Source organism: uncultured Acidaminococcus sp. (assembly GCA_900538365.1).
Taxonomy (GTDB): domain Bacteria; phylum Bacillota; class Negativicutes; order Acidaminococcales; family Acidaminococcaceae; genus Acidaminococcus.
Genome location: UPXT01000001.1, coordinates 54,448 through 74,278 on the forward strand (window position 1 = coordinate 54,448; position 19,831 = coordinate 74,278).

21 protein-coding genes are annotated in these 19,831 nt (G+C 51.3%); 20 read left to right on the top strand and 1 reads right to left on the bottom strand.

The annotated features are described in order from the left end of the window. Position 1 precedes the first annotated feature (1 nt). From QZQ08_RS00280 to QZQ08_RS00375, 20 genes are all read left to right on the top strand, one after another. Entirely contained in the window at positions 2-427 is a 426-nt protein-coding gene (locus tag QZQ08_RS00280; RefSeq protein ID WP_296326329.1) for a cell division protein FtsL, read from the top strand. A gap of 106 nt (positions 428-533) precedes the next feature. After that, the gene (locus QZQ08_RS00285) at positions 534-2,024 is read left to right on the top strand and encodes a UDP-N-acetylmuramoyl-L-alanyl-D-glutamate--2,6-diaminopimelate ligase (RefSeq protein ID WP_296326333.1); all 1,491 of its coding nucleotides are present in this window, start codon (positions 534-536) and stop codon (positions 2,022-2,024) included. Continuing rightward, entirely contained in the window at positions 2,021-3,400 is a 1,380-nt protein-coding gene (gene murF, locus QZQ08_RS00290; RefSeq protein WP_296326335.1) for a UDP-N-acetylmuramoyl-tripeptide--D-alanyl-D-alanine ligase, read from the top strand. The genes QZQ08_RS00285 and murF overlap by 4 nt, the downstream gene beginning before the upstream one ends. Further along, positions 3,397-4,362 carry a phospho-N-acetylmuramoyl-pentapeptide-transferase gene (gene mraY, locus QZQ08_RS00295; protein ID WP_296326338.1) on the top strand — a complete coding sequence of 322 codons (966 nt, stop codon included), beginning with the start codon at positions 3,397-3,399 and terminating at the stop codon, positions 4,360-4,362. Before murF ends, mraY begins: the two co-directional genes overlap by 4 nt. Before the next feature lie 16 nt (positions 4,363-4,378). After that, the gene (gene murD / locus QZQ08_RS00300) at positions 4,379-5,758 is read left to right on the top strand and encodes a UDP-N-acetylmuramoyl-L-alanine--D-glutamate ligase (RefSeq protein WP_296326340.1); all 1,380 of its coding nucleotides are present in this window, start codon (positions 4,379-4,381) and stop codon (positions 5,756-5,758) included. Further along, positions 5,758-6,873 (top strand): undecaprenyldiphospho-muramoylpentapeptide beta-N-acetylglucosaminyltransferase, encoded by a 1,116-nt coding sequence (murG, locus tag QZQ08_RS00305; RefSeq protein WP_296326343.1) that lies wholly within the window; start codon positions 5,758-5,760, stop codon positions 6,871-6,873. Before murD ends, murG begins: the two co-directional genes overlap by 1 nt. Before the next feature lie 4 nt (positions 6,874-6,877). After that, on the top strand, positions 6,878-8,269 hold the full coding sequence (gene murC / locus QZQ08_RS00310; protein ID WP_296326346.1) for a UDP-N-acetylmuramate--L-alanine ligase: 1,392 nt from the start codon (positions 6,878-6,880) through the stop codon (positions 8,267-8,269). Next, complete coding sequence (locus tag QZQ08_RS00315; RefSeq protein WP_296326349.1) at positions 8,266-9,204, top strand: D-alanine--D-alanine ligase; 939 nt, start codon at positions 8,266-8,268, stop codon at positions 9,202-9,204. The genes murC and QZQ08_RS00315 overlap by 4 nt, the downstream gene beginning before the upstream one ends. A gap of 170 nt (positions 9,205-9,374) precedes the next feature. Beyond that, the gene (locus QZQ08_RS00320) at positions 9,375-10,070 is read left to right on the top strand and encodes a cell division protein FtsQ/DivIB (RefSeq protein ID WP_296326352.1); all 696 of its coding nucleotides are present in this window, start codon (positions 9,375-9,377) and stop codon (positions 10,068-10,070) included. A 14-nt stretch (positions 10,071-10,084) separates the two neighbouring features. Beyond that, on the top strand, positions 10,085-10,777 hold the full coding sequence (locus QZQ08_RS00325; protein ID WP_296326354.1) for a DUF881 domain-containing protein: 693 nt from the start codon (positions 10,085-10,087) through the stop codon (positions 10,775-10,777). A 1-nt stretch (position 10,778) separates the two neighbouring features. Beyond that, the gene (locus QZQ08_RS00330) at positions 10,779-11,105 is read left to right on the top strand and encodes a small basic family protein (protein WP_296326357.1); all 327 of its coding nucleotides are present in this window, start codon (positions 10,779-10,781) and stop codon (positions 11,103-11,105) included. A 171-nt stretch (positions 11,106-11,276) separates the two neighbouring features. Continuing rightward, positions 11,277-12,398, top strand: a complete 1,122-nt coding sequence (gene ftsZ, locus QZQ08_RS00335) for a cell division protein FtsZ (RefSeq protein ID WP_296326360.1) — start codon at positions 11,277-11,279, stop codon at positions 12,396-12,398. 23 nt (positions 12,399-12,421) lie between these two features. Then, entirely contained in the window at positions 12,422-12,889 is a 468-nt protein-coding gene (nrdR, locus tag QZQ08_RS00340; RefSeq protein WP_296326362.1) for a transcriptional regulator NrdR, read from the top strand. A 326-nt stretch (positions 12,890-13,215) separates the two neighbouring features. Further along, positions 13,216-14,403: a type II secretion system F family protein gene (locus QZQ08_RS00345; protein ID WP_296326365.1), complete on the top strand. Its 1,188-nt coding sequence runs from the start codon at positions 13,216-13,218 to the stop codon at positions 14,401-14,403. Positions 14,404-14,423: 20 nt separating this feature from the next. Further along, a complete protein-coding gene (locus QZQ08_RS00350; RefSeq protein WP_296326367.1) occupies positions 14,424-14,855 on the top strand; it encodes a type II secretion system protein in 432 nt (143 codons plus the stop codon). After that, positions 14,836-15,300, top strand: coding sequence for a hypothetical protein (locus tag QZQ08_RS00355; RefSeq protein WP_296326370.1), 465 nt, complete (start codon positions 14,836-14,838; stop codon positions 15,298-15,300). Before QZQ08_RS00350 ends, QZQ08_RS00355 begins: the two co-directional genes overlap by 20 nt. After that, positions 15,281-15,613: a hypothetical protein gene (locus QZQ08_RS00360; protein WP_296326373.1), complete on the top strand. Its 333-nt coding sequence runs from the start codon at positions 15,281-15,283 to the stop codon at positions 15,611-15,613. The genes QZQ08_RS00355 and QZQ08_RS00360 overlap by 20 nt, the downstream gene beginning before the upstream one ends. A gap of 22 nt (positions 15,614-15,635) precedes the next feature. Beyond that, entirely contained in the window at positions 15,636-16,103 is a 468-nt protein-coding gene (locus QZQ08_RS00365; RefSeq protein ID WP_296326376.1) for a hypothetical protein, read from the top strand. Beyond that, entirely contained in the window at positions 16,090-16,956 is an 867-nt protein-coding gene (locus QZQ08_RS00370; RefSeq protein ID WP_296326379.1) for a hypothetical protein, read from the top strand. Before QZQ08_RS00365 ends, QZQ08_RS00370 begins: the two co-directional genes overlap by 14 nt. 14 nt (positions 16,957-16,970) lie before the next feature. After that, complete coding sequence (locus QZQ08_RS00375) at positions 16,971-17,822, top strand: protease inhibitor I42 family protein (RefSeq protein ID WP_296326381.1); 852 nt, start codon at positions 16,971-16,973, stop codon at positions 17,820-17,822. Positions 17,823-18,043: 221 nt separating this feature from the next. Here the strand turns inward: QZQ08_RS00375 and QZQ08_RS00380 are convergent, their stop codons facing one another. Then, positions 18,044-19,768 carry an NFACT family protein gene (locus QZQ08_RS00380; protein ID WP_296326384.1) on the bottom strand — a complete coding sequence of 575 codons (1,725 nt, stop codon included), beginning with the start codon at positions 19,766-19,768 and terminating at the stop codon, positions 18,044-18,046. Positions 19,769-19,831 lie beyond the last annotated feature (63 nt).

Consider the following 19,831-nt stretch of genomic DNA (forward strand, 5'->3'; position numbering starts at 1 on the left):
TATGCTTAAAAATAATCATAAGGTCTATGGGACCTTTGCCTATCATACGGCTTACAACTATGGGAATACAGCAGCACAGGAGGAACCGATTTACGAGGTGCCTCCCTACGAACCTGCCAAAAAAAGCCGGACCCGGTCCAAGGCTTCTTCAGCTTCTGCTAAAACGTTTGTATTTTCTGTCGTAATCATGTTAATATTAGTAGCTGCCAATACCTTTCTTGCAAAAGTTGTCATGGACCAGTCCTATAACCTGATCCAGATGAAGAAGCAGGAAGCGGCGCTCATCGACAAGAATGTAACCCTTCGGATTGATGTGAGCCGGCTCAAGAGCCCCAACCGCATTGCTTCGATTGCCAGTAAAAAATTAGGCCTCAATACGGCGAGAGAGAACATCTACGTCAACATCAACGTGCCCTCAAAGAAATAGGGCTCATTTGGCGTGCTGTATTGGGCTTATCCCGCAAAAAAGGCAGCCACCATTGGCTGCTCTTTTTACGTCGCAGCGATTTTGAAACCATTGAGGAGGAATCATTATGGAAAGAACGCTTCAAGACGTGATTTCCCATATTAAGGGATGCACCGTGACGGGCGACCCCAAAAACAAAACCATTACGGACCTTACGATTGATTCACGGACGGCAGGTAAAGGCAGCTTGTTCATTTGTCTTGTCGGCGTCCATACAGATGGTCATGCTTATATAGAAAAAGCAGCAAGCTTAGGGGCGGAAGCGGTCCTTGTGGAAAAGGACGTGCCGCCTGTACCGGGGCTTGTTATGATCCGTGTGAAGAGCACCCAGGAAGCCATGACGGAGCTTGCCCCGTGGTTTTATGGTTATCCTGCCCAGAAGATGCGCATGATTGGTATCACGGGGACTAACGGCAAGACGACAACTACCAATATCCTGCGTACCTTGCTCACCAATACAGGTCATAAAGTGGGCCTTATTGGAACCATCAATATCATGATCGGCGATAAGAAGGAACCAAGCCACAACACAACGCCTGACGTGGTGGACCTGCAACGGACCCTCTGCCGCATGGCAGACGCAGGCTGCGATTATGTGGTGATGGAAGTCTCGAGCCATGCCCTGGCGCTGAATCGCGTTGCCGGTATCGAGTACGATACGGCAGCCCTTACAAACATTACTCAGGACCATCTTGATTTCCATAAGACCATGGAAAATTACCGTGAGGCCAAGGCTTTGCTCTTCACCCATCTTCATGAAGGCTGCAAAATGGGAAAGACGGCCATTTTCAACATGGATGACGCGTCCAGCCCACTGATCATGAACCGCGTGAAAACAAAGATCATGACCTATGGCAAGGCGAAGACAAACGATGTCTATCCCATTCGCTTTCATGTCGGTGCCAAGCATATGGAACTGTCCCTTCACACGCCGGAAGGAGATATGGACCTTAGGCTTCATATTACAGGGGAATTCAATGTCTATAACGTCATGACCGCGGTCTGCGCTGCCTTAGCGGAAGGCCTCAAGCATGATGATATTGTCCGCGGCCTCGACAATTTTGCCGGTGTGCCCGGTCGCTTTCAGCTCATCGATGCAGGCCAGCCCTTTACGGTCATCGTGGACTATGCCCATACGCCGGACGGCCTGGACAATGTCCTAAGGACTGCAAGACAGATCACCAAGGGCAGATTGTGGGCCGTCTTCGGCTGCGGCGGTGACCGGGATGCCAAAAAGCGTCCCATCATGGGAAAGCTGGCACTGAAGCTGGCTGATATCCTTGTTGTTACGAGCGATAACCCGCGCAGTGAAGATCCGGACGCCATCATCCGCGATATTGAAACGGGTCTTACAGAGAACCCTCGCCATAAGGAAATCCATACCATTTCCGACCGGCGGGAAGCGATTGAATTTGCCATCTCCCATGCGCGCCCGGAAGATGTTATAATGATTGCCGGCAAAGGCCATGAGAACTACCAGATTCTCAAGGAACGGACCATTCATTTTGACGATGGGGAAGTTGTTCGCGACTTCTTCCGGAAGGGAAACAAATCATGATCAAGATCGATCTCATAAAAAAAGCAACACAGGGAAAAACGCTGCTTCCTGACAGCGTGGAGTTCATTGATATTTCCACTGATTCCAGAAGCATTGGGCCGGGGACGCTCTTTGTAGCACTCCGTGGGGAAAAGTTTGATGGCCATGACTATGTGGCGGCAGCGCTTGAAAAAGGAGCAACAGCTGCCCTCGTGGACCATAATCCGGGGGTAGCACCGCAAAAATGCATCCTTGTGTCTGATACACTTAAGGCATATCAGGACATTGCCTCTTGTTACCGACTTTCCAAGAAGAACCTGAAGGTCATTGCCATTACTGGATCGAACGGAAAGACCAGTACGAAGGATATGACGGCGGCAGCCCTTGCCGCACGCTACAATGTCGTCAAGACGCAGGCAAACTTCAATAACGAAATTGGGCTTCCCATGACGCTCCTGCGTATCAAGGACAATACGGAAGTGGCTGTTGTCGAAATGGGAATGCGCGGTCTTGGGCAGATCCGTGAGATGAAGCAGATTGCCCATCCTGATGCCGCCATCATCACCAATGTGGGGGAGACTCATTTGGAACTTTTGGGCTCCCTAGAAAATATTGCGAAGGCCAAGAGCGAGATCTTGGAAGACTTTACGAAAGACAACTGGGCCGTGCTCAATGCGGATGACCCCCGCGTGTCCGTTATGAAGACGGGGGCCGCAGTCCGGACCTATGGCATCGATCACGACTGTGATGTGAGGGCACGGGATATTACGACCATTGGCCTTGTGACCTGTTTTACCTATGAAAGCAAGATCACTGGCGCTAAACAAAAGGTGGCCCTGCCCATGTTGGGGCGCCACAATGTCATGAATGCCCTTGCGGCCATTACCGTGGCAGAACTTTACAGCGTTCCTGATACGGCCATTGCCGAATCCCTGCAAAACATCAAGATGACAGGAAAGCGGCAGGAATTCCTGCGCCTAGGTGATAAGACCATTATCAATGACGCCTATAACGCCAGCCCTGCTTCGATGGCCGTGGCTTTTGAAACGCTTCAGGAAGTGGTAAAGAACCAAGGCTATGGCAGGGGAATTGCCGTTCTTGCCGATATGCTCGAACTGGGGAGCGTCAGCGAAGAAAGTCACCGCAAAGTAGGCCGCTGGACGGCAGAATATGGAATCAAGGAAGTCATTTGCTACGGAAAAGAGGCCCGCTTCATCTATGAGGAAGCAAAAAAGGCCGGTGTTTCCGCCCATTATGCAGCTGATAAATTTGAAGCGGCTTCCCTCTTGAAGAACATTGTTGAAACAGGAGACGTCATTCTCCTTAAAGGATCCCATTCCATGGAAGTTGACACGGTTGCGGACCTTGCCTTTGGGAAGGAAGGCCTCCAGAAATGAATATCACGTTCTTTTGGCAGTTTGCGACTGCTTTTGCTTTGACCGTCCTCATTGGAAAAGTCCTGATTCCAGAACTGCATAAATGGCATTTTGGACAGAGCATCCGGGAATGCGGCCCGAAGGAACATCTCAAGAAAAGCGGAACGCCCACCATGGGCGGGATCATGATGATCCTTGCCGTTATTGCAGCAAATCTCTTATGGAACGGCCATGACCGGACCATGTACCTTGCCCTTTGGCTTTTTGTGGGGTACGGGCTCATTGGATTTATTGATGATGGCCTCAAGATTTTCTTTAAACGTAATTTAGGGCTTACGTCCAAACAGAAGATGGCCCTGCAGATTCTTGTTGCCGCCATCTATCTCTTTTTTCCCGGTGATGTGCTGAGTACCCGTCTTTGGATTCCTATCCTTAATGTGACCATCAATCTTGGTACGGCTGGGTATGCCCTTTTTATCCTCCTGCTTCTTGTAGGAACGACCAATGCCGTAAATCTCACCGATGGTCTTGACGGCCTTGCTGCCAGCGTAACCGTCTTTGTGATGCTGGCCTATACGGTCATTGGTTTTTTGGCTGGTGAGCTTTCCATCAGCTTGTTTAGCCTCTCCATTGTAGGAACCTGCCTTGGCTTTTTGGTCTACAATCATCATCCCGCTAAGGTTTTCATGGGTGATACCGGTTCCCTTGCCCTCGGCGGAGCCGTTGCCGCGGCGGCCATTGGGTCCCATACGGAACTGCTGCTTGTAATCATTGGCGGGGTCTATGTTTTGGAAACCCTGTCCGTCATCATCCAGGTTACGTACTTTAAGCTGACGGGCGGAAAACGTGTCTTTCGCATGACACCGATCCATCACCATTTTGAGCTGGGCGGCTGGAAGGAAACGAAGGTCGTTACCCGGTTCAGCATGCTGAGCTTGCTTCTTTCCCTTGCGGGAATTTTCATCTATTCAAACCGACTTTAACTAGGGGGCGTCTATTTTGGCACAACATGATTTCGTATTTGTTTATGGCGCTGGCATCAGCGGTCAGGGCGTGTCCCAGGTCCTTCTCGACCAGGGCGAAAAAGTAATTTTATATAATGATGATCAAAAGGAATTGGACCACGCGTTCCGAGAGGATATGAAAAAGCGGGGTGGGGAAATCGTTTTTTCTGAAGATCCCCGTCCTTATCTGAAAAAGAGTAAACTTTTCATCATTTCCCCAGGCATTCCTTTTACGACGGAGGTCGTAAAAAAAGCCCGCGAGGAGAAACTCGAAATCATTGGTGAAGCAGAATATGCAAGCCGCCTTTATAAAGGCCACTGGGTGGGCATTACGGGAACGAACGGCAAGACGACAACGACGACACTTGTTTCCCGGATGCTTGAAACGCTGCCAGTTCCGACAACGGTTGCAGGCAACATTGGCTATGCCCTTTCCAAGGAACTGGAACACATGGGACCGGAATCCTATGTAGCAGCAGAACTGTCAAGCTTCCAGCTGGAGGGAATGACGACTTTCCATCCGCAGATTGCCTGCATCGTCAATATCACGCCTGACCATTTTGAACGGCACGGCAATATGGAAAACTACATCAATGCCAAGGCTCAGATTTTTGCCCATCAAACGGCGGAAGATATCCTGGTCTTGAATTATGATAATGAACCTGACCGAAAGCTTGCACATCGTGCGGCAAGCCGCGTCTTTTTCTTCAGCACCGAAGAAAAACTTGAACAGGGAGCCTGGATCGAAGAGGGAAACTTTGTCTTTGCTGTCGATGGAACAAAGCATGTGGTCTGCAAGGTGTCCGATCTTAAGATCTTTGGCGCCCACAATGAACAAAACGTTCTTGCGGCCATCCTTTGCTGCCACTTTGCCGGTGTCACCGTGGAAAATATGGCAAAGGTCCTGAAAGCCTTTGAAGGGGTGGAGCATCGCCTTGAATATGTAACGACTATCAAAGGAGTGCCTTATTACAACGACTCCAAGGCAACAAATACCGATTCTGCTGTCAAGGCCCTTGAAGCCTTCAAGAAAGGGCATGTGATCCTTCTTGCCGGCGGCCATGACAAGATGACGGATCTTACGGAATTCATGCAGGTGACGGCTAAGAAAACGGATGCCCTGATCCTTTTGGGAGAGGCTCGCCATCGCTTTTTGGAAGCCGCCAAGAAAAATGGCGTCAAGAACATCGTCATGTGTGATGGCTCCTTTGAAGATGCTGTGCGCTTGGCCTACGGTATGGCAAAACCGCCTCAAGTTGTGCTCCTGTCGCCAGCCTGCTCTTCCTATGATATGTTTGCAAACTTCCCGGAACGGGGACGGGTCTTTAAGTCCATAGTCCATACGCTCAAAAAGGAAGCCGGGGAGGAAGCATAATGAAGGTCCTCATTGCTGGCGGCGGTACGGGCGGTCATATCTACCCTGCCCTTACCATTGCTGATGCCATTCGACGTCAGGTTCCCGATGCGGAAATCACTTTTGTCGGGACGCGCAAGGGCCTTGAAAAGGATATTGTCCCGCGCTATGGCTATCCATTGGAATTTATCCGTGTCGCAGGGTTTGAACGCCGCTTGGGTGTGGGAACGCTCAAAAGCGCGGCAGCTCTAGTAAGCGGGATGAGCGACGCCTATAAACTGGTGAACCGGATCGACCCCGATCTTGTCATTGGAACAGGCGGCTATGTCTGCGGTCCTGTCCTTTTTTGGGGCGCCATGAAACGGGTCCCTACGGCGATCCAGGAACAAAATGCCATGCCTGGCGTGACCAATAAGATCCTTTCCCATTTTGTGGATAAGGTCTTTTTGGGGTACAAGGATGCGGGAAAATATTTTTCCCGTCACGCCAAGATAATCGTTACGGGTAATCCGGTCCGCCGCGATGTGACGGAAGCGGACCGGCAGGAAGGGTACAAGAAGCTCGGCCTTGATCCTATGAAAAAGACAATCCTCGTCTTTGGCGGGTCAAGAGGCGCCCGGACCATCAATGAAAGTATGGTCTATGTAGAAAAGAAACTTGCCGGAAACCAGCGGATCCAGGTCCTCCATGCGACGGGTGACTTAGGCTGCAAGGCCCATCTGGAGGCTTTGGGAGGCCTTCTTGAAACGGCTGATAATCTTCACATCGTGAATTATCTCCATGAGATGCCCCTTGCGCTTTCTGTCGCCGATCTTGCGGTTTCACGGGCAGGGGCCATTGGCCTTGCGGAACTGATGGCGCGGGGCATCCCGTCTATCCTGATTCCGTACCCCTATGCAACAGCAAATCATCAGGAGTACAATGCCCGGGCCCTCAAGGCCCAGGGAGCGGCTGAAGTCATCCTGGACCGGGAGCTTACGGGAGAGACCTTGTACAACGTGATTGAACGTCTTTTAAAGGACTCCGATCTGTTGAATATGATGCACCGAGGGGCACTTAAAGCGGGACAGAAGGATGCAGCGGACCATATTGCCGCAGAAGCCCTTGCCATGACCGGTGAGGGTAGGGAGGGATAACAGCGTGATCGATTTGGATCAGATCAAAAATATTCATTTTATCGGCATTGGCGGCGCTGGCATGAGTGCCCTTGCCAATGTCCTCATCAAACGAGGGTTCCATGTCTCCGGGTCCGATGCAAAACCGGGAGAAATGGCGACCAAGCTCGCAAAAGAAGGCGCCCTTGTCTTTATTGGCCATGCGGCCTGTCAGATTGAGCGCGCTGAGGTCATTGTCGTTTCAACAGCCATCCATCCAGATAATCCGGAGCTGGTGGAAGCCCACAAGCGCGGCGTTCCTGTCATTCATCGCAGCGATGTCCTGGCTTATCTCATGAATAAGCATAAAGGCATTGCTGTGGCCGGCGCCCATGGAAAAACAACGACAAGTTCCATGCTGAGCCTCATTACCTGTGATAATGGCATCGATCCGACTGTCGTGGTAGGCGGCGTGGTCAATAACCTTGGCACGAACTCCGTCAATGGCGAAAGTGATTATGTCGTGGCAGAAGCTGACGAAAGCGATGGTTCCTTTCTCAAGTTCCGTCCTTATTTAGCCGTCATTACGAATATTGAAAATGATCATCTGGACCATTATGGAACGGAAGAAAAGATCCAGGAAGCTTTCCAGCAGTTCGTCGATCAAGTCAAGGAACATGGCAAGGCCATTCTTTGTTATGATAATGAGAAGGTGCGCCGCGTCGGAAAAAAGACCGCAACAGAGGTCGTCAGCTATGGCATTGACGCAAAGGACTCGGACTACCGTGCCGCAAATATTGAGTATGCCAAGGACGGCACCCACTATGATATCCTTTTCCGCGGTGAAAAAATCGGGGAAGGTCATCTGATTGTGCCGGGCCGGCACAATGTCCTCAATGCCTTGGGTGCGCTTGCCGCTGCTCGGGAACTTGGCCTTTCCGTAGAAGAAATTTCTAGGAGCCTCGAAAAGTTTACCGGCGCCAAACGGCGGTTTGAGACCAAGGGACGGGTGCGCGGCATCTGGGTCGTAGATGACTATGCCCATCATCCTACGGAAATCAAGGTCACGTTAAAAGCTGCCCGACAGACGCAGCCCAAACGTCTTATCGTTGTTTTCCAGCCCCACCGCTACACGCGGACAAAACTCCTGCTTGACGAATTTGCCGTCGCTTTCAAGGACGCTGATGAACTCATTGTGACAGATATCTATGCTGCCAGTGAGGATCCCATTCCCGGCATTTCAGGCAAGATGCTTGCTGAGACCATTCAAAAGACGACCGGTCAGGATGTGAGCTATATGAGCGGCTTTGAATCCATTAAAAATTACCTTGTGGAACATGCGGCTGCCGGTGACCTCATCATGACCATCGGTGCCGGCAGTATCAATCAGCTGGGTGCAAACCTTGCAGAAGCATTGGAAGGGAGTAAGAAAGCATGATGAAGACAAAACGTATTGGCGTTGTTATGGGCGGACCCAGTAAGGAGCGGGAAGTGTCCCTGAATACAGGGTCGGCCATTGTGGAAGCGTTAAAGGAAAAAGGCTATGACGCAGTACCCGTTGACCTTGATCCGTCCCTTTTCCCTTCCCAGATTGAAGATGCAGGGATACAAGTCGTTTTTAATGCCGTCCACGGTCTTTATGGGGAAGATGGCAGGATGCAGGCCGTCCTTGAAATGCTTGGCATTCCTTACACAGGGTCCGGCGTTCTTTCAAGCGCCCTTGCCATGAATAAGTTCTACACAAAAAGAATGTTTGAGGCAAACGGTGTAAAGACCGCAAAGTGCCTTTACCTAACCGATAAGGACAGACAAACGGCCAAACAAGACATCCTCCGTCAGCTAGGGATTCCTTGCGTTGTCAAACCGGCGGAACAGGGTTCCAGCATTGGCGTGACCATCGTCAAAAAGGAAGAAGACCTGGATAAGGCCCTTGAAGAAGCGTTCTCTTATGGGCAACTTGTCCTTGCCGAAGCCTTCTTTACGGGAAAGGAAGTGGCCGCAGGCGTCATGATGGATGCCAGCGGAAACCCGGTTGCTATGCCCCTTGTCCTCATTGAGCCCCATGTGGACTTTTATGACTACCACAATAAATATACCAAGGGAGCCACCACCTACACCTGCCCGGCGCCTTTTGATGAAATCCTCACAAAGGCTCTCCAAGAAGAAGCCGTGAAGGCTTATAAGGCCCTTGGCTGCAGCGGGGTCGCCCGTGTCGATGAAATGGTTGACACAGAAGGCCGCTTCATCTGCCTTGAAGTCAATACGATTCCCGGTATGACGGCAACGAGCCTTGTGCCGAAAGCAGCAAAGGCCATGGGCCTTTCTTTCCCGGATCTGTGTGAAAAGATCCTTGAAACGGCTCATTTGGGCTAACGGCTATGGAACCGCCAAAGTGGAACCGGAAGCCTTTTCGCCCGCCTGTGCCGCCATCCCCTCCTGAAAAAGAGAAAGGAAAGGAGGCGGCGGAAAGAAAGACCGGTAAAAAACGAAAGAAACACTGGCATTTCAGGCCGTCCTTCACACTCCCCAGTCCTTCACCCCGTGTGGTAAGCGCACTGCTTGCCTTCTTGGCTGCCTTTGGGCTCTTTTGGTTCCTGATCCATCGGCCGGGTCTTCATATAGGGAAAATCCGCATCATTGGAGCCACCTATATCACACGGGAAGAAGTCATGGAAGAAGGCGGCCTGTGGGAGCCCATCAATGTCCTTGATATTGACCGAAAGCAGCTGATCCAGGACCTTGAAAAGGATGTACGCATTGAAAAGGCAAGCATTTCCTTTGCCTTTCCCACGTATTTTGATATCCATATCACGGAACGATTGCCCGGTCTGTATGTGGAATGCGATGGCCCGCAGTTTGCCAAGGTTTCCTATTCAGGACACGTCCTTGCCGTCTATAGCAGCATCCCTGATGCGACAGCACCGCTATTGACGGGCTATCATGGGGGAAACCTTATGGATGGGGATGAAATCGAAGATGAGGATGTGAGGGGGCTCCTGCACTTTTTGGGCCGCCTGGAACCTTCCATTCAGGACCAGATTACGGAAGTTTCCATGGATGGGCGGAAGCAGATAACCATCCATCTGCGCCGGAGCCTCCCCATCATCGTTGGCGATGCAGAAAATGCCAACAAAAAGATTGATACCTTTGTGATGCTCTGCCGGGAAATGGGGAACCGGAAATTCAAGGGCAAGTATATCGATATTACCTATGAACAGCCTTATGTCAAGCTCGAGTAGAAGGAGAACGTTCTATGGCTTATAAAGATAAAAGAGAGAAGTTCTTCATGTTTCTCGTTTTCCTTGTGCTCGGAATCATGGTCTCCACGCAGTTTCGCAGTGCCGAAATGCAGCGGAGCCATAATATCAACCAGCAGCGGGCCGAGGATCTGGTAGAGAAACTCAAGACTTCGGAAAAGGAAAAGACGGCCCTTCAGGAACGGGTCAGGAAACTGGAGGAAGCCGGTGCAGGCAGCAGCGATCCCAAAGAAACTTTTGCCATGAAGATGCGGGCAGGGGAAGTGACCATGCAGGGCCCCGGCGTCGAAGTGACCTTGGATGACAGCAAGGTACCAGCCAAACAGGGGGAAGATCCAAATCTTTACATCATCCACGATGATGACCTCCTGCGAATTCTCAATGAATTGCGGGCAGCCGGCGCGGAAGCCATTTCCCTGAACGATCAGCGTATCCTCGATATATCGGAAGTGCGCTGTGCCGGACCGACCGTTTCTGTCAACAACACACGGTTTTCACCGCCTTATGTGGTCCGTGCCATTGGCGATCCCAAGCGTCTTGAAAGTGCCCTGCGCCTGCGCGGCGGTGTGGTCGAAACGTTGAAGTTCTGGGGGATTACGGTTGATGTAATCAAAAAAGACCAAGTGACGGTCCCCGCCTTTGAAGGGACCCGCCATTATGAGTTTGCCAAACCAAAGGAGGAGAAGTAACATGATCTACGCCATCTTTGGTCTAGCCTTGGGCATTGCGCTGGGCGCTTACCTGCCTGTCTTTCCCCAGGTCTACAGCAAGCTTGTTGCCGTTGCCTTTATGGCGTCTCTTGACGCTGGTTTTGGCGGACTTCGTGCCGTAAAAGAAGGAACCTATGACAGCAGTGTCTTCATTAGTGGCTTTTTTGCAAACGGTCTTTTCGCTGTTTTTCTCTGCTATTTTGGCATGAGATTGGGCATTGACCTTTATTATGTAGCCGTGTTGGCTTTCGGCCTGCGGATCTTCAATAACATTGCCATCATCCGCCGGCTATTCATGAAAAAGTAGGATTGCAGGCGGGGTTCCAAATAAAGACCTCAAAAAAAACGAAAGGTTTCTTGACTTTTCTTGTAAAAGTGCGTGAAATAAAGCGCATCAAATGGTATACTATAGTACAGGATATTTTTAAGATCACACTCTAAATCTATTCAGATAATCGATGTGAGGAGGACCATGGAGATGTTTGAAGCGGAAAAGCAACAGGCTGGACAACAGCCGCTGGAAAAAATCAAAGTTATCGGTGTCGGTGGCGGCGGAAACAACGCCGTAAACCGCATGATCGATACGGGACTGCAGGGTGTCGAATTTGTGGCTGTAAACTGTGATGCACAGGCACTGATGACCAGCAAGGCCCCCACCAAGATCCAAATTGGTGAAGAAGCAACAAGAGGACTCGGCGCAGGTGCCGATCCAGAAGTCGGTGAAAAAGCGGCCCAGGAAAATAAAGACCAGCTGGCAGATCTCCTCAAGGGTTCCGATATGGTCTTTGTTACGGCTGGCATGGGCGGCGGTACTGGTACGGGGGCTGCCCACATCGTGGCTGAATGCGCAAAACAGGCTGGCGCCCTGACTGTTGGCGTCGTCACCAAACCATTCACCTTCGAAGGCCGCCGTCGCTATAATGTTGCCGAACAGGGGATTGCCAACCTCAAGAGCAAAGTTGACGCCCTCATTACCATCCCGAACGACCGTCTTCTCCAAGTTGTGGACCGCCGTACGAGCATGGTTGATGCTTTCAAGATTGCCGATGATGTCCTGCGTCAGGGCGTCCAAGGCATCAGTGACCTTATCAGCGTACCTGGTCTGATCAACGTTGATTTCAACGATGTGAAGACGATCATGTCCAACGCTGGTTCTGCCATGATGGGCATTGGCTCTTCCAATGGGGAAGAGGGCGCCGCGGCTGCGGCTGAAGCTGCCATCAAGAGCCCGCTGCTGGACAGCACCATTTCCGGTGCCAAAGGGGTACTCCTTAATATCACGGGGGGACCGAACCTATCCCTGATTGATGTCAACGAAGCCAGCAAGATCATCACCGATGCCGTTGATCCGGATGCCACCATCATCTTTGGGGCTTCCATCGACGAAAACATGGGTGACACCATCCGTGTCACCGTCATTGCCACGGGGATTGACGACACTAATGGCGGTTCCATCAAGGCTCCGAAACCGGCTCCTTTCACCAAACCGGAAACCCCGCAGAGCCGTTTTACCCAGGCAGCTGAAAAAGAAGCTGCTGGCAAGGTGGGTTCTTTCGGCGCTCCGAGCTCGGAGATTCCGCCCTGGATCCGCAATAAATAAGGCATTCTTTTGAGGTAACGCTTATGAAATGTCCATTCTGTTCCTACGCTGACAGCCGTGTCATCGATTCCCGTTCCGTTGATAACGGGACTTCAATCAGACGCCGTCGGGAGTGCCCGGAATGTGGGCGTCGTTTCACGACTTACGAAAAGTATGAGGAAACGCCGCTTTTGGTCATCAAAAAAGATGGCCGCCGGGAACTGTTTGACAGCCAGAAATTGACAAACGGCTTGCTGAAAGCTTTCGAAAAAAGACCTTTCTCCTATGAACAGATCCAGTCCATCGCGTCTGGCATCGAACGGGACCTGAGGGCTTTGGGCGAAAGTGAGGTCAAATCGACCCTCATTGGCGAAACCGTCATGAAGGCACTGGAAAAGATTGACCAGATTGCCTATGTCCGCTTTGCTTCCGTTTACCGTCAATTTGCTGACGTGAATAGTTTCATGCAGGAAATCCAAGGCATGCTGAACAAGATGGACGACAAAAAATAACTGATACCTAAGAAGAGCTGTGAAGCTGTACGCTTCATGGCTCTTTTTGTGTGCGCCCGAATCGGCTGACTTTGTGAAGAATCGTTTCTTGCTTCCTGTCCATGGTTTCCCAGTTCCGTCCATTTCCCTATCGATTCCCTGGTGGCTCGATTCCTGACCGGCCACCCTTTTGGCCTCTTTTGTACCTAATGCTTTAGCACAGCAGCGTAGATCAAGACGGTCCCTTTATTTTCCAGTTGCCCCGTGAAAACGCACATTGAGCTGCCTTAACAAGGAATAGGGGGCTCCATCTTGAATAAAGAAGGCGAGCAAAGGAGGAATGACCTATGAAACGATACCGCTACAAAGTACGGACAGGAAAGGGGGCAGTCATGAGCGGCGTCCTTTTGGCGGAACATAAAGGCGAAGCCTTGCAGGTCCTGAAACGGAATCATGACCGCATCCTATCCCTTAAGGAAGACTGGTTTTCAGTAAGAGGAGCCAGCAGACATTTTTCAGATGAAGAGCGGGAACGGCTCTTCAAGGAACTGGGCATCCTGCTTAAAAGTGAGATTCCCATCCTGCGGGCCTTGGAAATCATGGGCCTTAGGGGAAGTGAAAAGGTGACCCTTCTCTGCCGGCAGATCGGCGAGGAACTGAAAAAGGGAAGACCTTTATCAAAGGCCCTTTTGCGGCATCAGCAGGCAATTGGGCCCTTGGCCCCTGTCCTCTTGGAAGCTGGGGAAAAAAGCGGCAGGACCTCAGTTTTGTGTCTGCGTCTATCTGATTCCTATCATCGCAAACGGGAGTTTCGGAAGGAACTGATGGGAGCCCTTTTTTATCCCCTGGTAGTCATGGGGGTAGGCGGCCTCGTTGTGCTTTATTTTATCATCGCTGTCCTGCCCTTATTTACCGGGCTTTATGGAGACCTCAATCTCTCCGTTCCTGCTGGGCTGACGCTGATGATGACCGTAAGGGCAGCCTTCACGGATCATCCCTTGGCACTGGTCTGGGTCACTTTGGGACTTTTTCTTTTCCACCACGCAATCCGTCCTTACAGGCTTCGTCTTTTTCTTGTCATTCCACCCTTCCGGCGGGCTTACGGCCGCTTTTGGGAAGTTCGCTATGTAGGATTATTGGCCCTTCTGCTTGAAAGCGACCTTTCCCTCCATGAAGCCTTGGAAGAAGCCCGAAACCTTTTGCCTATGGGGCCGCTGCGTCTTGAAGGACAAAAGCTCCTGCGCACGGTGACGGGCGGTGAGTCGCTTTCGGGAGCAGCCTTTGCGGCGCCTTTTTTGATTTCTCCCCTGACACGGGAATTTCTCAGCATGGGGGAAGAAAGCGGACGCCTTCCGCAAATGCTCAGCGAGGCTTCGCGCCTCATGACCGAGGAACTGACCTTGACCCTAAAGACAGTCAAGCGCCTGATGGAACCGGTTCTTTTGGTTTTTATGGCCGGTGTCAGTGTCCTCATCCTCTATGGGGTCATGTCTCCCCTTATGGGCCTTATGAATGGGCTGCCTACAGCCATCTAGAACAAAAGGAGAAATGAATCATGTTGAACAACATCAGCTGTCCTCAAGGAATAATGAATCAAGCCAAAGGAACCCAAATAAAAAAGAAAAGAGGTTTTACCCTTCTTGAAATTCTCATCGTTCTTGCCATATTGGGTGTCATGGCAGCGGCACTGATTCCCTCCATCAAAAGTGCCATGAATAAATCCCATGATACGCAGCTGGTCATGAATTTGACCACCCTTGACAGTGCGGCTAAGGTCTATGAAATGGAAAAAGGCACGGCCCCTCAGTCCGTTGATGAGCTTGTCAAGGGAAAATTTGCTCCGGACAAGGACTATAAAGGAATCACCCTTGAAAGCGCAGAAAATGGGGAAATCGGATGCGTCTTTTCTGGGACCTTGAGCAGCGGCGAAACGGTGCGCAGCAGTGACCTAGGGAAGAAGGGGGGCCATGGCAGCGCTGAAGGGTAAGCGTGCTGGTTTCCTCTTAGGGGACATGCTGGTCGGAATCAGCTTTTTGACCTTTTTCCTATCCTTTTCCCTGCCACTTGTACGGACCGTCCAACAAGGACAGGCCCATTCTCATCTTGACCTTTGTACTTACGAGGCAGCAAGCGTCATCACCGCAGCTCAGGAAGGGGCTCTCCTTGAAAATCGCCCCTTTTATAGGGCGGACATCGGGCAAAAGGGCATCTGCGTCAAGCATGAAAAGCTTAGGGAAAGTCCCCTTTCCTTTGACCTTGAGGCACCTTCCGTCATCCTCAGCGGGCCCCGCCAGCTGGCCTTTACAACAAGCGGCGCCCTTAAAGGCGGGATGGAGACGATTTATCTTGAAACAACAAAGAAAAAAGAAAAGCGAGGATTCACATTCGAACCAGTAAGGGGGCGTCTGACCTATGCTGCGTATTTGCCCTAAGGGCAGGGGATTCGTCCTCATCGATTATCTATTTGCCACACTGCTCACGTCCCTTTTGTGTTTTTTACTCATGGAGGCTTTTTCCTTAGGGGTCTGGTGGACGCGTGCTTGGGAGGAGCGGGCTTACGCCCAACAGGTCCTGCGTCATTTTGCCGCAACAGGTCAGACGGGGCCCCTTTTGGATTCCTATCAGTGGGTGGAAAAAGAGCGGATTGTTCCTGAACTGCCCCAGATAAAGGAACGGCACGCAGCCATCTATGCGCTGCCTTATAAACGGCTTCTTGCTCGCGTTGTACGCTATGAAAAAAGATAAAGGTTTTGTGGCGCTTGAATGTATGCTGTTTGTCCTTCTTTTCGCGCTCCTCATCAGCCTTTGCGCAAGGGCCGGCGGGCGCCTGGCTGTCTTGTCAGCAAGGCTTCTTTATAGCTGGGAACTGCGCCGGGCGGCAGTGGACCTTGACTGCCGTTTTGAGCATTATTTTCGCTATGAAGCACTTGCTGTTACCATCAAAAAAGGAAGCTCCGGAGACGTGTTGGAGTTATGGACCCGGTCCCCGTATCAAAAAATTCAGTACTATGCGGCGCCTTCGCCCCAATCTGGAAGGGAAACCCTTTATATCAGCGCCCAGGAAGGTATGAAGCCGCCTGGCATCAATCCGCTTACAGGGCCTCATTTAAGAGTCCTTGACTTTCAGGCAGAAAAACAGCCGGGAAACCAGGTGGTTGTTTCCTGTACCTTGATCCTTAGCAAAAATGGAATTGCGCGCCCTTTCAAGGAGGTCTATGGTTATGGACTTTGGTAGAAGAAATGGGTTTGTTGCGGGGCTTATCCTTGTCATCATCGTTGCGGCCGCGTCCCTTATCATGAGCCTTGTCCGAAGCCTTTCCACAAGACGCGATAAGCAGCGCTTTCTTTGGCAGGCGGAACAGCGCACGGCCCTTTTCTTTTCCTTCTGCAAGGCAAGGGAGGCGGAGGATTTTGCCCGTGATGGCGACCGCTTTGTCGTGCGCTGCCCAAAAAGCGGACGAGAGCCTATGTATCGCCTTGTGGTGAAGACCCGCAGGTTAGGAAAGGCGCTTGTGAAGGAAGAAAAAACGGAACTCCGGAGCGAGGATGACGCGGTCCTTCGGTCTGCTTCACGCTATGAATTTGCCATCCCAGGAGGACGGCAGCATCCCCATTATCAAGCTTTATTTGCACCAGGAAAGACGACTTACACGGCGGATTTTCCACTTTTTTTGGAAGGCAGCTTTGACGAAATCTGCAGGAAGGGACCTGATTTTCCCATGGGGCATTTCCTTCAGCTGCCTCTTCGGGGCTACGCCTATGTGGCCCGCAAAAAAGCACTGCAGATTCCCCTGAAAAAAATAGTCACAGGACGGGCCCTTGTAGTTGCGCCCTATGGGGCCAAACTTGCGGACGGCGTACAGCTGACGGGCCCCATGGTCATCTTTAGCTTTTCTGATATCGTTATCGGGCGGGAGGCTGTGCTTAAAAAAGTTCTTCTTTTTACGCCGAAACGAGTGATTGTCGGAGATTATTCACAAATTGATGGTATAATGGCTGCAGGGCAGTCTGTTACCCTGGGGGAAGGCACGTGCTACAGACGGGATGAATCCCTCCTTGCTCCCTACCGGACACCCTACATTTTTTAGGTGGAGGTTACCTTATGATTGTAAAGAAATGGATGCTGACCCTTTCCTGCGCAGCCCTTTTGGCGGCGCCTGCGGCGGTCTTTGCTTTTGGCCATACGACGGTTGTTGCAGATTCAAGGTTGGGAGGATCGGTCCCTTATATCGATGGCCTGCGTGAAGCGTATCTGCAAAATAATGTCAATGGGATCCTGCGGTCCCGAGCAGAAGCCCTGCAAAAAAAGGCAGGCGAAGGCGCTCGCCTTTCCTACGAAATCACACTCAATCGGCCGAGCCTTGTCAGTTTTGTCCTGAAAGCGGAAGGCCAGCGCACGGTCTATGACGGTGTCACCATTGATACGGAAGCCGGCAGTGTCCTTGATGAAAAGGACCTGCTCTATACCAAGAGCGCGGACTATGAGCGGCTCCTTGGCGGCAAGCGCTATGTCTTTGGTGAGACGGGCATCCTGGCAGAAAATGCCGACGGCGGACCCTTTACGGACCTGATTCCTTATGCCGACCTTACAGGGGCCATCAACGTTGGCGGCGGGGCACGCCTGCTCACCAGCTATAAGCTGACTAAAGAAGCGGCCGGCAAGACCCTTTCTGTGAATCCCGGCGAGCTCGTTGCTCTTTATCTTGATGCCAACCCGTCTCTAGGCCTTGAGTGGACCCTTACGGGAGAGGACCTTGGCCACGGCGTGATCGACATGGGGCATTCCTTCTACCTGCCTATGGAAAACCCTACGGGCCGCGGCGGTTCTCCGGGCCAAACCATTTTGTTCCTGACGTTCAGTCAGCCCGGAACCTACGAGGTAAGAGCCCTTTATGGAAAGAAGACGGCCAAGACTCCTTTTAATGAACTTGTCTACCATTTTGCCGTCAAATAAGCAAACGAAAAGAACCGGACCCTTGTGATGTGTACCCCAAAAAGTGGACGCATATAAATTGGTTAAATGGCATTAGTGGATGTTTCCCGATATATTTCGGGAGGCATCCATTTTGTTTTTTTTCTGAATCCTTTCCTTACCCATTAGCTTAAATTCAGTCGTATCACGCAAAATGTACCCTCCTTACTGGGTGTCCAGTAAAGAGGGTACATTTCATTAGGTCACGGTTCTTTTTTTGGCTCGACGTTGATGGTTTTCTGGTTGGTAAAAATGACAAAGCCCGGCTTGGCTCCATTTGGCTTTTTTACATAGCGGCGCTGCGTGCAGTCGATGGGAACGCGGCTGGAAAAGCGTCCTTTGCTGTAGTAAGCGGCGATTTGGGCAGCCCGTAGAATATCTTCTTCCCTGGGACTTGGAAGGGTCGTTTTCAGGATGACATGGGAGCCGGGGATGTTCTTGGCATGGAACCAAAGATCATGGGCGCGCCCCAGTTTGAAGGTGACATAGTCATTCTGCTTGTTGTTTTTCCCCACATAAAGGAGGGTATCTTCCGAAAGGGATACCTTAAGCGGAACCGATTTGGACTGGACGGCCATTTTTTTGCGAGGCCGGGGAAGGAGGCCAAGGGCAATGATTTCTTCCTTAATCTCTGAAACGTCCCCTTTGGTGATTGCTGTATCAAGGGAGGCGTCAAGACTTTCTAGATAGGTAAGGAGACTGTCTGTTTCTTCCTGCTGGGTATGGATCTCGCTCACCGCTCGTTTGTACTTGTTATAGCGCTTGTAGTAGGCTTGGGCATTTTCCATGGCTGTCAGCTGGGGCTGGAGCGGGATGGTAAGGGGCTCATTGGTATAGATGTTAGGGAGCGTTACTGCCTTTTGCCCCTTCTTTAAGGCAGTTCCATAAGCCATGAGCGTATCGGCCATGATTTTATGGGTATCGGCGTCTTCGGCCCGCAAGAGATCGTTCTGGAGCGCCTTTTGTTTTTTCTTGGTTTTTGCAATATGGCTGAGGACCAGCTTTTGCAGGGTATCCTTTTCGGGAATCTGGATGGGAACAAGGCTTGCACTGTAGAGCAGGGCGGCTAGCAGACAGGGGAAGGAGCGAGGCGTCATCTTTTCCCCTACATGGGCTTCATAGGCCGCTAGGTGCTTCATCCGGTTGCGCCCATCGATTTGGGCCATGACAGTCTGGTTTTCCCCTGTGAGACGGGCTTTTACTTCTTCCTGGATGGAGGCAATGGCTTTTTCAAGGGCGTCTGCTTCCGTCAGGGAAATAAGGGCCGGTTTCTTGTCAAAGCCAGCACGGTAGACGATTTCCTGGGCTGTTTCTTTTCCGATGCCTACGGTTACGGCAATAAGGGCAGCGGTAAGACTGTCTTTTCCGCTTGCCACACAAGCCTCCCTGATGGCATGGGGATCGCCCTCCAGAAAGGAAATGCCCTCCATAAGGGGCGGCGCTTCATAGGGCTTATTTGGCAGGATCTGACGTACGCGGCTTTCTTTCTTTCCAATGTGGCGCAAAGAGTCGACGATGAGTCCTGCTTCATCGACAAAGATGATGTTGCTGTTTTTCCCCGTCAGTTCGAGGATCAGTTTTTTGGTTACGATCTTGCGTTCCCGGCCAATCAAATCAATGCCTATGACAAGGACGCGGTCAAGGCCCAGCTGCGTGATGGACGTAATGCGGCCTTCTTCAAGGTGCTTACGGAGAAGCATGCAGAAACTGGGCGGCATATCAGGACGTTCAGGAAGACGCTCGGGAAGGGTCACGAGGGGGGAATCCCCAGATAGGTCAATGAGCAGGTTGTCGGTATGGGTTGGAAGCGTAATCTCAAGGAGCAGGGAATTGCGGCTCGGCATGAAAATCTTATAGATCCTGCCGTTTTCCAGATGGTCCCGCAGCTCTTTAGCTAGAACGCTTAAGGTCATGCCTTCGAGGTTCATAAAAAAGCCTCCTTTTGGCTTATATTTGCACGATTTTCCGTTTTTCTATATAATATATGGATA